The 12,756-nt window shown below is 70.2% G+C and carries 12 protein-coding genes and 1 tRNA gene; 3 read left to right on the top strand and 10 right to left on the bottom strand.

The annotated features are described in order from the left end of the window. Nucleotides 1-16: 16 nt before the first annotated feature. Nucleotides 17-1,702, top strand: a complete 1,686-nt coding sequence (locus FCN18_RS32555) for a fatty acyl-AMP ligase (protein ID WP_113645031.1) — start codon at nucleotides 17-19, stop codon at nucleotides 1,700-1,702. 76 nt (nucleotides 1,703-1,778) lie between these two features. On the opposite strand, the gene FCN18_RS32550 is transcribed toward FCN18_RS32555, so the two are convergent. The 9 genes from FCN18_RS32550 to FCN18_RS32510 form a co-directional block, all read right to left on the bottom strand. Next, on the bottom strand, nucleotides 1,779-2,126 hold the full coding sequence (locus FCN18_RS32550) for a DivIVA domain-containing protein (RefSeq protein ID WP_112276545.1): 348 nt from the start codon (nucleotides 2,124-2,126) through the stop codon (nucleotides 1,779-1,781). Then, nucleotides 2,127-2,459 (bottom strand): DivIVA domain-containing protein, encoded by a 333-nt coding sequence (locus FCN18_RS32545; protein WP_112276547.1) that lies wholly within the window; start codon nucleotides 2,457-2,459, stop codon nucleotides 2,127-2,129. A 163-nt stretch (nucleotides 2,460-2,622) separates the two neighbouring features. Then, nucleotides 2,623-3,216 carry an aminoacyl-tRNA hydrolase gene (gene pth, locus FCN18_RS32540; RefSeq protein ID WP_137096904.1) on the bottom strand — a complete coding sequence of 198 codons (594 nt, stop codon included), beginning with the start codon at nucleotides 3,214-3,216 and terminating at the stop codon, nucleotides 2,623-2,625. 10 nt (nucleotides 3,217-3,226) lie between these two features. Beyond that, on the bottom strand, nucleotides 3,227-3,880 hold the full coding sequence (locus FCN18_RS32535; protein ID WP_112276551.1) for a 50S ribosomal protein L25/general stress protein Ctc: 654 nt from the start codon (nucleotides 3,878-3,880) through the stop codon (nucleotides 3,227-3,229). A gap of 197 nt (nucleotides 3,881-4,077) precedes the next feature. Beyond that, nucleotides 4,078-4,953, bottom strand: a complete 876-nt coding sequence (locus FCN18_RS32530) for a TIGR03621 family F420-dependent LLM class oxidoreductase (RefSeq protein WP_137096903.1) — start codon at nucleotides 4,951-4,953, stop codon at nucleotides 4,078-4,080. Nucleotides 4,954-5,081: 128 nt separating this feature from the next. Next, nucleotides 5,082-6,062, bottom strand: coding sequence for a ribose-phosphate diphosphokinase (locus FCN18_RS32525; protein WP_112270718.1), 981 nt, complete (start codon nucleotides 6,060-6,062; stop codon nucleotides 5,082-5,084). Continuing rightward, nucleotides 6,059-7,531, bottom strand: a complete 1,473-nt coding sequence (gene glmU, locus FCN18_RS32520) for a bifunctional UDP-N-acetylglucosamine diphosphorylase/glucosamine-1-phosphate N-acetyltransferase GlmU (protein ID WP_112270720.1) — start codon at nucleotides 7,529-7,531, stop codon at nucleotides 6,059-6,061. The genes FCN18_RS32525 and glmU overlap by 4 nt, the downstream gene beginning before the upstream one ends. A gap of 40 nt (nucleotides 7,532-7,571) precedes the next feature. Next, a complete protein-coding gene (locus tag FCN18_RS32515) occupies nucleotides 7,572-9,287 on the bottom strand; it encodes a GGDEF domain-containing protein (protein ID WP_112271268.1) in 1,716 nt (571 codons plus the stop codon). A gap of 93 nt (nucleotides 9,288-9,380) precedes the next feature. Further along, nucleotides 9,381-9,452, bottom strand: a tRNA-Gln gene (locus FCN18_RS32510). A 163-nt stretch (nucleotides 9,453-9,615) separates the two neighbouring features. On the opposite strand from FCN18_RS32510, the gene FCN18_RS32505 reads away from it, so the two are divergent. Further along, the gene (locus tag FCN18_RS32505) at nucleotides 9,616-10,566 is read left to right on the top strand and encodes an acyl-CoA desaturase (protein ID WP_113645027.1); all 951 of its coding nucleotides are present in this window, start codon (nucleotides 9,616-9,618) and stop codon (nucleotides 10,564-10,566) included. 156 nt (nucleotides 10,567-10,722) lie between these two features. Continuing rightward, nucleotides 10,723-11,322, top strand: a complete 600-nt coding sequence (locus tag FCN18_RS32500) for a TetR/AcrR family transcriptional regulator (protein ID WP_112270722.1) — start codon at nucleotides 10,723-10,725, stop codon at nucleotides 11,320-11,322. Between the two features lie 105 nt (nucleotides 11,323-11,427). On the opposite strand, the gene FCN18_RS32495 is transcribed toward FCN18_RS32500, so the two are convergent. Further along, nucleotides 11,428-12,645: a PQQ-dependent sugar dehydrogenase gene (locus FCN18_RS32495; protein ID WP_137096902.1), complete on the bottom strand. Its 1,218-nt coding sequence runs from the start codon at nucleotides 12,643-12,645 to the stop codon at nucleotides 11,428-11,430. Between the last annotated feature and the right edge of the window lie 111 nt (nucleotides 12,646-12,756).

Raw genomic sequence — 12,756 nt, 5'->3', positions numbered from 1 at the left:
CTCTAGAGTTCTCCCCATGAGTCGGTTCGTGGAGACGATGGTCGCCACCGCGAACGCGGTTGGCCGGCAGCGGGGCATGGTGACGGGGGAACCCAAGGAGCCTGTCCGCAGGACGTGGTACGAGGTGCACGAGCGGGCCCGCCGGGTCGGGGGTGGGCTGGTCCGGGCGGGACTGGAGCCGGGCAGCGCCGTCGCGGTGCTGGCCGCCGCGCCCGAGCTGATCGCGCCGACCGTGCAGGGCACGTGGCTCGCGGGCGGCAGCGTCACGATGCTGCACCAGCCGACGCCGCGCACCGATCTCGCGCAGTGGGCCGCCGACACCATCCAGGTGCTCGAGATGATCGGCTCGCGCCTGGTGCTGCTGGGGGAGCCGTTCGACCAGCTCGCGCCCGTGCTCACCGAGCACGGCATCGACTACCGCAAGATCGAGGACCTGCTCACCGACGAACCGATCGCCGAGGCCGTGCCCATCGGCGAGGACTCGCTCGCACTCCTGCAGCTCACCAGCGGCTCCACCGCCGAGCCCAAGGCGGTGCGGATCACGCACGGCAACCTCTACTCCAACATCCGGGCGATGGTCGACCGCGCCGAGCTGGACTTCGACACCGACGTAATGGTGTCGTGGCTGCCCACCTTCCACGACATGGGCATGGTGGGCTTCCTGACGCTGCCCATGACGTTCGGCGTCGAACTCGTCAAGGTCACGCCGGTGGAGTTCCTTTCCGGGCCGCTGCTGTGGCCCGAGCTGATCAGCCGCTACAAGGGCACCGTCACGGCCGCGCCGAACTTCGCCTACGCGATCGTCGGCCGCAGGCTCGCGAGGGTCGACGACGACAACGCCTACGATCTCTCGCATCTGCGGATCGCGTTGAACGGCGCCGAGCCGATCGACCCGTCCGCGGTGACGACCTTCACCGACGCGGGCGCTCGGTTCAAGATGTCGGCCGAATGTGTGTTCCCCGCCTACGGCCTGGCGGAGGCGACCCTGGCAGTGTCGTTCGCACGGTTGTTCACCGGCCTGACCGTGGACGTCATCGAGGCGCACGCGCTGGAGTCCGAGAACCGCGCCGTGCCGGTGCCGGAGGGCGACCCGCGCCGGGGCACCGACGACGTCCGCGCCTTCGCGGTGCTCGGCCCGCCACTCGACGGGCTGACGGCCCAGATCGTCGACGAGCACGGCAAGGTGCTGGGCGAGCGCGAGGTCGGCGAGATCCGGCTGCGCGGCGAGGCCGTGTCGCCCGGCTACCTGACCGTGAACGGTCCCGCGGCGACGCAGGACGCCGAGGGCTGGTTCGCCACCGGCGACCTCGGCTACCTGGTCGAAGGTGGACAGATCGTCATCTGCGGGCGCAGCAAGGACGTGATCATCCTCGGTGGCCGCAACATCTACCCGACCGACGTCGAACGCGCCGCGGGCTCGGTGGAGGGCGTGCGAGCGGGCAACGCGGTGGCCGTGCGGATCGACGCGGGCACCAGGCGGGAGCGCTTCGCCGTCGTGCTGGAGTCCAAACTGGCCGGCGATGAGGCCGAGGAGCACCGGCTCGCCAAGGAGGTCGCCGCGCGCGTGCGCGACGCCGTGGACGCCCGGCCCTACGCCGTGGTGGTGCTGCCCGCGGGCAGCCTGCCCAAGACGCCGTCCGGCAAGGTAAAGCGCGCCGCCACGGCCATCCAGTTCCGCGACCAGATCGCCGCCCGCGCCTAGACACCCCGTCCGCAGTGAAGGCCACCATGCCTGCGTTCAACGCAGGCATGGTGGCCTTCACTGCAGTTGGGACGGGTTACCTGCGGCCGCGACGCCAGAGGGGCTTGCGGACGTGGGTGTGTTCCAGGGCCGGGGCGACGTAGGGGCCGCTCGGGGCCGCCGCTCCCGACCGCGCGGCGAGCGTGGTCTCGACGGCACGCAGGAACGTGTCCACCGCCGTCTGGTCGTAGCCACCCCGCTTGGCCAGCGGGGTGAGGCGAAACGCGACGTCGTGGACCTCCGCCGCGCTCACGTCGTCCTCGCCGTCGAGGGTCGCCGCGATGCGATCGAGGAACGCGTCGACCTGCACCTCGTTGTAGCCGCGAGTCCCGAACGGCGCCTCCGGGAACCGGATGTCGCGCACGTCGTCGGACGTCACCGTCATCTAGCGATCCCGCACCGGCTCGATGGCGGGGGACGTCGTCCGCGCGGCAGGCACGTGGTGCGAGCCCGGCCGGACGCCGGTCCGGGCGAGGAGGGTCTCCTCGACCTCGTCCAGGAACTCGTCCACCTCGCGCTCGTCGTAACCGCGCTTGCCGATGAGCGGGCGCCCGAACTGGACGTGGTGCACTTCGGCGGCGGTCAGGTCGTCCTCGTCTGCGAGCGTCTTCACGATCCGCTGGACGAACTCGTCCACCTCGTTCTTCGCGTAGCCACGGCGACCGATGGGGGCGTTGCGGAACTCGACGTCGCGGACGTCGTCTGCCGTGAACGACATGTGGGGCCTCTCCTGGGTTCGGCTCGGGTCGGGACACATCCCGCATTCCGTCCTAGCCCCCGGCGAACGCAGCGGGAAGACTCAGGGAGGTTTGTCGACTCGACCAGGTGCGCGCGACAACGCCATCGAGTGACGATGAAGTCACCGGTAGTGAGAATCCGCGTCAGCCCGCGTGGAAGGTGTTCTGCGCCGCCATGAGGCCCTTGCCGACGAGCTCCTCGACGGCGTCGGCGCAGCGGTCGAGGTTGAGTGCGAGCTCGCGCCGCTCGACCGTCGAGAAGTCCTTGAGCACGAAGTCGGCGGGATCCATCCGGCCGGGCGGGCGGCCGACGCCGAACCGGACCCGGTAGTAGTCCTTGGTGCCGAGCGACTTCGTGATGGAACGGAGCCCGTTGTGGCCGTTGTCGCCGCCGCCGAGCTTGAGCCGCAGCGCCCCGTAGGGGATGTCCAGCTCGTCGTGGATCACGACGACCCCGCTCGGCGGGATCTTGTAGAAGCGGGCGGTGCCCGCCACGGGCCCGCCGGAGAGGTTCATGAACGAACGGGGCTTGGCCAGCACCACCCTGCGCCCGGCGAGGTGCCCTTCGAGAACCTCGGCCCCGCCCTTGTGCGCCTTGAACTTGCCGCCGACGCGGGCGGCAAGCTCGTCCAGCACCAGAAAGCCCACGTTGTGCCGGTTGCCGGCGTAGCGGGGCCCGGGATTGCCGAGGCCGACGAGCAGCACCTGCTCGCCGGCCCCCGGCAGATCTTGCTCCACGGAAGTGGCCTTACTCGCCGTTCTGGCCCTCGGTCGTCTCCGGCTGGTCCTCGACCACGCCGGCGCCCTCGGTGTCGACCTCGGCCTCCATCGCGGCCTCGGACGGCGCCTCGTTGACGGCGACGACGAGCGCGTCGGGATCGGTCACCAGCTCGGCGCCCTTCGGCAGGGTGACCTGCGAGGCGAGGATCTGGGTGCCGGCCTCGACGTTCTCGATCGAGACCTCGAACTGCTCGGGGATGTGCAGCGCCTCGACCTCGATCTGGATGGTGTCCACATCCTGGTTCACCAGCGTGCCGGGGGCCGGGTCGCCGGTCAGCACGATCGGGACGTCCACGGTGATCTTCTCGCCGCGGTGCACGATCAGCAGGTCGACGTGCTCGATGTAGTTCTTGAGCGGGTGGATCGTGACCGTCTTGGTCAGCGCCAGCTCGGTGGCCTTCTCGGCCTTGTCGGCCGCACCGGCGACGTCCAGCGTGAGCACGGCGTTCTGGCCGTTCTCGCGGATGACGCGGGCGAACTCGATGGCGGGCAGCGCCAGGTGGCGGGGGTCGACACCGTGGCCGTAGAGGACCGCAGGGATCTTGCCGGAACGGCGGGTTCGGCGGGCCGCGCCCTTGCCGAACTCGGTGCGTGGTTCGACCGTCAGACGTACCTCGGACACGGGGATGCACTCCTTGCGGTGGGGTCTTCTGCGTTGCTGGTGGCTGTCCGGCGGCGAGTTCCACGACGTGTACGCACACGGGTGGCCGCTCAAGCCGCCGCGTCGATCACGTCAGACACCGAGCGCACCCGGGGCCCGCCTCGCCGAGACAACCTGCACAGTCTAATCGAGCCTGATTCCGGTTCTTTACGGGGCCGTCACTCCCCGGCCAGTGCACGCAGCACGGGCGCGAAGGTCTCGAGCGCGGGTTCGAACACGGTGAGGTAGGAGAAGCCGTAGTGCTCGCGTCGTTCGTGCAGGGTCGCGGCGATCTCGTCGGGGGTGCCGGCCAGCAGCTGAGGTGCCTTGAGCAGTCGGCCGGTGTCCGGTTTCGGGCCCGGGATCGGCGCGGCCCACGCCTCGATCTCGGCCTTCGGGTCGCCGGAGGTGGCGACGTACTGGACGAGCAGGTTGAACTCCAGCTCGTGGGCGCGCGTGCCGGCCCGGTCGCGGACGAACGTGGTGCGCTCGTGCAGCTCCTCGGGGCTGATCAGCGTGAGCGTTCCCGGCGGCTCGCCCTCGACCTGACGCAGCCCGCCGAAGCCCACGATGTCGGCCTCGCGGGCGGCGAGGTCGAGCACCAGATCGCCGTTGCCCGCGATGAGCAGCGGCGGCAGGCCGGTGCCCAGTCTGCGCCGCAGCTCGGCGACCGTCTCCGCGAGGAAGGCGACGCGCTCGCGCGCAGGGCGCCACGGCAGGCCGGCGTCGTCGAACTCGGACTTCATGTGCCCGGCGCCGAGGCCGAGGTCGAGCCTGCCGCCGGCGACGCCCGCGACCGTGGAGACCTCCCTGGCCAGCAGCGCGGGGTTGTAGAACGGCACGTCGAGCACGAACGGCACCACGCGCGGCCGCTCGGTCACCGCGGCGGCGACCGCGAGCGCGGGCAGTGGAGCGGCCCTGCCCTCGCCGAGGTGGTCGGGCACGGCGATGACGTCGTAGCCGAGCTCCTCGGCCCTGCGGCACTTGGCGACCCATTCGTCGCGGTCTCCGACGGACCGGAAACTGATGCCGAAGCGGAACCTTCGTGCGCTCATGACCGGCACGCTATTGATCCGCTACCCGCCGTGGGAGCCCCTTTCGCGCACAGCAAAACGGCCCCCAAGGCCACCTTTGTTGCGCTCAACGCACCGAAGGTGGCCTTGGGGGCCGTTGGGCGAAAGGGTCAGGCGCTGCCGTCGAAGAGGCTCGTGACGGAGCCGTCCTCGAAGACCTCCTGGATCGCGCGGGCCAGCAGCGGCGCGATGGAGAGCACGGTCAGGTTGCCGAACCGCTTCTCCTCCGGGATCGGCAGCGTGTTGGTGACGATCACCTCGCGCGCCTTGCAGTTGGCCAGCCGCTCGGCGGCGGGGTCGGAGAGGATGCCGTGGGTCGAGGCGATGACGACGTCGGCCGCGCCTTCCTCCAACAGCGCGTCGGCGGCCTTCGTGATCGTGCCGCCGGTGTCGATCATGTCGTCGATCAGCACGCACAGCCTGCCGCGGACCTCACCGACCACACGGTTGGCGACCGCCTGGTTCGGCTTGTCGGGGTCGCGCGTCTTGTGGATGAACGCGATCGGCCGGTCGCCCAGCTGCTGCGCCCACTTCTCGGCCAGCCGCACGCGGCCCGAGTCGGGCGAGACGACCGTGATGTCGGCGTTGCCGTAGGTGTCGCGAATGTGGTCGGCGAGCACCGTCTGCGCGAGCAGGTGGTCCACCGGGCCGTCGAAGAAGCCCTGGATCTGCGCCGTGTGCAGGTCGACCGTCATGATCCGGTCGGCGCCCGCGGTCTTGAAGAGGTCGGCGATGAGACGCGCGGAGATCGGCTCGCGGCCCTTGTGCTTTTTGTCCTGCCGCGAGTACGGGTAGAACGGCATGATCACGGTGATGCGCTTGGCGCTCGCGCGCTTGAGCGCGTCGACCATGATGAGCTGTTCCATGATCCACTCGTTGATGGGCGGCGGGTAGCTCTGGATGACGAACGCGTCCGTGCCGCGCACCGACTCCTGGAAGCGCACGTAGATCTCGCCGTTGGCGAAGGTGTGCACCGTCTGCGGGGTAATCGTCACATTGAGGTGCTTGGCCACCTCTTCCGCGAGTTCGACGTGTGAACGACCGGAGAAGAGCATCAGGTTCTTCTTCGGCGTGCCGGACTTCGGACTCATTCTGGCGACTCCCCGTCGGTATCGGTTTCCTGCTGTGCGGCGAGTGCCCTTTCCGCTGCCTGAGCCGCAGCAGTACCCGGCCTGCGCCGGGGCACCCAGCCTTCGATATTCCGTTGTGGCGCCCCCGAGACCGCGAGCGCCCCGGGGGGTACGTCGCGGCGGATCACCGTGCCCGCGCCACTGTACGCGCCGTCCCCGACGGTAACCGGCGCGACGAACATGGTGTCCGATCCGGTCCGCACGTGGGAGCCGATCGTCGTGTGGCTCTTCGTGACGCCGTCGTAGTTGACGAACACGCTCGAGGCGCCGATGTTGCTGTACTCGCCAATCGTCGCATCCCCGACGTAGGTCAGGTGTGGGACCTTCGTGCCCGTTCCGATCTCGGCGTTCTTCGTCTCGACGAAAGTGCCGATCTTGCCTTTTACACCGAGACGCGTACCGGGCCGCAGGTAGGCGAACGGGCCCACGGACGCGCCGTCGCCGATCTCCGAGTCGCTCCCATGTGTACGGACGACGCTGGCGCCCGCACCCACCGTCACGTTCGTGAGTGTCGAGTCAGGACCGATCCGGCTGCCTTCACCGACGGACGTGTCGCCGTGCAGCTGCACGTTCGGCGCGAGGACGACGTCACGCGCGAGCCTCACTCCCGCGTCGAGCCATGTCGTCGCCGGGTCGGTCACGGTCACGCCCTCGAGCTGCCAGCGGCGCACGATCCGGCGGTTCAGCTCGGCCGCGAGCACCGACAGCTGCACGCGGTCGTTGACGCCCTCGGTGAGCCAGGTGTCGTCGACCACGTGCGCGCCGACGTGCTTGCCGTCGCCGCGCGCGATGCCGAGCACGTCGGTGAGGTAGAGCTCACCCTGCGCGTTGTCCGTGGAAAGGCGCGAGAGGCCGTCGGCGAGCACGGCCGCGTCGAACGCGTAGACACCGGAGTTGATCTCGCGGATCGCGCGCTGCTCGTCGGTCGCGTCCTTCTGCTCGACGATGGCTGCCACGTCGCCGTCGGCGTCGCGGACGATCCGGCCGTAGCCGGTCGGGTCGGCCACCACCGAGGTCAGCACCGTCACGGCGTTGGCGCTGCGCTCGTGCTCCTCCAGCAGCGCGGCCATGGTCGCCGTGTCGAGCAGCGGCACGTCGCCGTAGGTGACGAGCACGGTGCCGGACAGGCCGGACGGCAGTGCGTCGAGCGCGCACGACACGGCGTGTCCCGTGCCGTTCTGGCTCTCCTGCACGGCGGTGGTCACGGTCCTGCCGAGCGTCTCGCCCAGTGTGCCGAGGTGCTCGGTCACCGCCTCGCGGCCGTGGCCGACCACGACGACCAGTTGTTCGGGATCGAGTCCGGCCGCCGCCCGCACCGCGTGCTCGACGAGCGGCCTGCCGGCGATGGGATGCAGCACCTTCGGGAGGTCCGAGCGCATGCGGGTTCCCTCACCCGCGGCCAGGATCACGGTGCTCAGCGGGCCGGTCACGGCACTCCTCACTTCGCCAGGTCTGTACCGGGCCACGATCCTACGTGTGCTCGCGCGCGTCGAACGTGGGGTCGTCCACCGGCTGTTCCTCGGGCTCGCCGCCGGGCTGCGGCGACGAGGCGATCTGGTTGCCGCCACGGCGTTTCGCCTGGTACATCGCCGCGTCGGCGCGCGAGAGCACCTCCTCGGCGCGCTCCTGCGGGCGCAGGGAGACGAGTCCCACCGACAGGGTCACCCCGTGCGAGAGGTGGTGGGGCAGCGACGCGACCGCCTTGACCGAGCGGTTCAGCGCCTGTGTCGCCGCCGACAGCGGGGCGCCCGGCAGCAGCACGATGAACTCGTCGCCGCCGTAGCGGGCGACGATGTCGTCGCCGCGCAGCGCGTCACGCAGCGTGCTGGCGACCACCCGCAGCACGTCGTCGCCCTCGGCGTGCGAGTGTTGGTCGTTGACGTCCTTGAAGCCGTCGAGGTCGACCAGCGCGACCGCGAGGGGCTGGGCCATCGCGGAGGCGGCCAGCGAGCGCAGCCGCTCGTCCAGCGCGCGCCGGTTGGGCAGGCCGGTGAGCGGGTCCTGGAGTGCCTGCTGGGTGATCGCGCCGTGCTCCGCGGAGAGGCGCTCGTGCTCGCGACGGGTGTTGAGGGTGGCGATCTGCGACTCGCGCAGCGACCACAGCTCGGCCTCCAGCGTCGCCGCGTAGTCGGCGAGCGGGCTCGTCGGCTTGCTCTCCGGCTCGACGGAGGCGACCGCGTCGCCGGCGGGGTCGTCCGGATCGCTGTTCCCGATCCGGGCGAGCTCGCGCACGAGGTTGAGGCGCATGGACGGCTGCGAGTTGTCCTCGGCTTGCGTGTGCCGTGCCTCCAGCAGCACGTCGAGCGCCTCGTCGCGCAGGCCGTCGACCTCCAGGCAGCGGGACAGCGCGATGGTGACCAGGATGTTCTCGTGCGGGTAGCCCTGCGTGCCGTGCAGGCGCCGCAGCCGCTCGATGTGCGCGGCGTTGGGGGCGGCGAAGGCCAGCGACGCGGCGAGCACGCCGACCTGGTCCACCGCGGGCACGCCGGCCTCGCGGGGGAACAGCGACTCCGCGAACGGAGCCTCCACGGCGATCGCCATCGAGGCGGCGGTGCGGAACTTCTCCCCGGCCTCGTCGTAGCGCCCGACCCGTTCGAGTCGCAGGCCCCAGCCGAGCAGCATCTTCACGCGGTTCATCAGCTGCAGCGTGATCTCGTGCGGGCCCGCGCTGTCGCGGATCGCCTGGTGGGCGCGCGTGATGACCTCTTCGGCGGCCTCGTACACGCCGAGCTGGTTGAGCACGATCCAGCAGTCGTTGAGCGCGGACGACAGCAGCCGGTCCCACGCTCGCCTGCCCATCTGCAGGTCGGCGCTCGGCGCGTCGTCGAGCAGGGCCAGCGCTCTGGCGATCTCGGTGAGCGCGGCGTCCTCCTGGCCGGCCAGCACGAGCCGTCTGCCCCGCAGCGCGTGTGCGTCGGCCCTGAGCAGCGCGAGGCCGTGCCGCTTGGTGTGGGCGAGCATCTCGTCGAGCAGCTGCTCGGCCTCGTCGACCATGCCGCGGGTGACGAGCCGGGCGAGCGCGGCGGCCCTCAGCAGCTGCGCGACCAGAACTGGCTCGCCCCTGCGCTGGGTCTCGTCGAGCAGCTCGTCGAGGGTCTGGATGACCTTGAGCTGCTCGGTGCGCTCGGTGCGCTGCACGGCGGCGATCAGCTCGCGGGCGCGCCCCAGCAGCCAGGCGTCGGACATGTCACCCAACGCCGGGCGGCGCGTCTCAGCCGCGTCAAGCTCCTCGCCGTGCAGCCGCCACACACCCCCTACGGGCCACCCGAAACTCCGTTGCTCCGCCGCCAGGGCTCGAACCTGGACTGTCAGAACCAAAATCTGAAGTGCTGCCAATTACACTACGGCGGATCGCGCCTGGTCAGGATAGCCAGTCAGAGATTGGGTACTGGCAAGGGGTGAAGACGCTGCTTTCGGCCTCTCCCAAGGCCGTCAAACCTCCTGTACCGTAACTTACGGAAACGTAGGTAAGGTGACCCTTGCCAAGGTCTGTTCGTGGAAAGAAGTGACGCGCATGACGGCGACGCTCGAAGGTTCCCCCGCTCCCGCCAAGGGCCCCAAACCGATTCTCGACGGCAAACGCGGCCCAGGTGTCCAGTTCGCGGTGTACTTCGGCGTCATCGCTCCGCTCGCCGCGCTGATCGCCGCCGTGCCCTTCGCCTGGGGCTGGGGGCTGACCTGGGTCGACGTGGCCCTGTTCGTGGTGTTCTACGCGGTCTCCGGGCTCGGGATCACCGTGTCGTTCCACCGCCACTTCACGCACGGCTCGTTCAAGGCGAAGCCGTGGCTGCGGGTCGTGATGGCCATCGCGGGCAGCATGGCCGTCCAGGGTCCGCTGATCACGTGGGTGGCCGACCACCGCAGGCACCACGCTTTCTCCGACCGCGAGGGCGACCCGCACTCGCCGTGGCTGTTCGGCACGTCGCCGCTGGCGATCGCCAAGGGCTTCTGGCACGCCCACATGGGCTGGCTGTTCGAGCGCGACAAGAGCAACGCCGAGCGGTTCGCGCCGGATCTCCTCAAGGACAGCGCGCTCAAGAAGGTCGACGAGCTGTTCTGGCTGTGGACCCTGCTGTCGCTGGTGCTGCCGGGCATCATCGGCGGGCTCGTGACGTGGTCGCTCTGGGGCGGGGTCACGGCGTTCTTCTGGGCCGGGCTCGTGCGGGTCTGCGTGCTGCACCACGTGACGTGGTCGGTGAACTCGATCTGCCACATGATCGGCGAGCGGCCCTTCGCGGCGCGTGACCGGTCGGCGAACTTCTGGCCGCTGGCGATCCTGTCGTTCGGTGAGTCGTGGCACAACCTGCACCACGCCGACCCGACGTCCGCGCGGCACGGCGTCAAGCGGGGTCAGATCGACATCTCGGCGCGCCTCATCTGGCTGTTCGAGAAGTTCGGCTGGGCGTACAACGTGCGCTGGCCGACCCCGACCAGGCTGGAGAAGCTCTCGGTCGCGGCGAAGTAGCCGCGCCGGATGCTGCCGTGAGGCCCGCCCGTCTCCCGCCACCACCCGAACGGAGGCGCTGCACGCCGCAGCTACTCTTTCCAAGTGGCAGGGAGACGGCGAGCCAGGCGTGAGGCTGCCGGGGCGCGGCCGAACGCCCCGGTGCCCAGGGTGCGGATGACGGGCACCGAACGCAGGCAGCAGCTGCTCAACGTCGCCCGCGCGCTCTTCGCCGAGAAGGGTTTCGACGGCGCCTCGATCGAGGAGATCGCCCACCGCGCGAACGTGTCCAAGCCCGTCGTCTACGAGCACTTCGGCGGCAAGGAGGGCATCTACGCCGTCGTGGTCGACCGCGAGACCCAGCTGCTGCTCGACCGCATGGTGTCCACTTTGCACGGTGGGCACCCCAGGGCGATGCTGGAGCAGGCCGCGGTGGCGCTGCTCAGCTACGTCGAGGAGTCCCACGACGGGTTCCGCATCCTCGTGCGCGACTCCCCGGTGGCCAGCTCCACGGGCACGTTCTCGACCCTGCTCAACGACATCGCCAGCCAGGTCGAGCACATCCTCGGCAAGGAGTTCTCGGCGCGCGGCTACGACGGCAAGCTCGCGCCCCTGTACGCGCAGGCGCTGGTCGGCATGGTGGCGCTCACGGGTCAGTGGTGGCTCGACGCGCGCAAGCCCAAGCGCGACGAGGTGGCCGCCCACCTGGTGAACCTCGCGTGGAACGGCCTCTCGCACCTGGAACACAAACCGAAACTGCGCCTGACCGATTCGTGAGCGCGCCCATCCGCAGTGAAGGCCACCTTCACTGCGTTCAACGCAATGAAGGTGGCCTTCACTGCGGACGGGGTGGGCCGGGGGGCCGGGGTGGGGTGGGCCTTGTCAGGTTGGTTTTACGCGCAGCAGCTTGTCGTCGGAGCCTTCCGACGTGGTGATGTACAGCGCGCCGTCTGGGCCCGTGCGCACGCCGCGCAGCCTGCCGTAGGAGTTGTTCAGCTCCGTCGGCAGGGCCAGTTCGGTCACCTCGGTCCCTTCCTCGTTGAGCTGGAACAGCAGCACCTTCTGCCCGCGCAGCGCCACCACGGCGAGGCGGCCGTCGAGGGCGCCCCACTGCTCACCGGAGAGGAACGCCGCGCCAGAGGGCGCCTCGGTCGACGTCTCTCCGGACGTCCACAGTGGAGGGACCGCGTCGGGGAAGCGCTCCAGGTCGGTCATCGGCACGTCCTCGTCGTAGAAGTCGACCGTGCCGCCCTGCGAGGGGTCCCAGCCGTAGTTCGCGCCGGCCTGTGAGCGGTTCATCTCGTCGAAGCCCGTCGGGCCGTGCTCGGACATGAACACCTGGCCCGTGCCGGGCCGCACGGCCACGCCCTGCACGTTGCGGTGCCCGTAGGTGTAGACGCGGCGTTCGTTCGCGTCCGCCGAGGACGCGAACGGGTTGTCCGGCAGGCCTTCGCCCGTGCGCAGGTCGATGCGCAGCACCTTGCCGCCGAGGCTGGTGCGGTCCTGCGGGATCGTCGGGTCCTCGGCGATGTCGCCGGTGCCAACGAGAAGGGCCCCGTCCTGAGCGATCGTCGGGCGGCAGCCCGAGTGCCGGCCACTGTCGTTCACCGGCAGCCCGGTGAGCAGGTCGCGCACCCGGTTCGCGCTCGTGCCGTCCTCCGAAAGGGCCCACGTGACCAGGCGGACGTCCACGGCCTGCCCGTTCTCCTGGTGCGTCTGGCACGTCGTGAACTGCCGCGACCGCTCGAAGTCCGGGTGCACCACCAGGCCCATCAGGCCGCCCTCGCCCACGACGTGCACGCTGGAGAGGTCGGCGCGCACCTCGCTCACGGCGCCGTCGTCTATCAGCTTGAACCGGGCGGGCCGCTCGGTGACGAGTATCCGGCCGTCGGGCAGGAAGCCGAGGTCCCACCCGTGTTCGAGTCCGCCGGCCACCTCCTCGACGCGGAGCGCGGGCACACCCGCCTGCGAGCTGTTGGCGGTCGGCGGAGCCTGCGGCGTGCTCGGGTCGGTGGTGGGCTCGGCGGCGTCCCCCGTGCAGGACGTGGTGATTCCTGCGAGCAGGGCGAAGCCGACAATGGCGATCTTTCGCGCGCGCATGGAGACAGTCTGCCCCCATAGCACGTCGGGTCGCGGTGAACCGCATACCCTGGAGAGCGAGAGCCCCTGCCGCATCCTCGTCCCGGGCAGGGGTCTGTTCTCGTGTGGTTC

It is taken from the genome of Prauserella endophytica, assembly GCF_005146945.1.
Lineage (GTDB): Bacteria > Actinomycetota > Actinomycetes > Mycobacteriales > Pseudonocardiaceae > Prauserella_A > Prauserella_A endophytica.
Note: the sequence above shows the minus strand (reverse complement) of the source record. Positions and strands in the feature narration are given on the sequence as shown.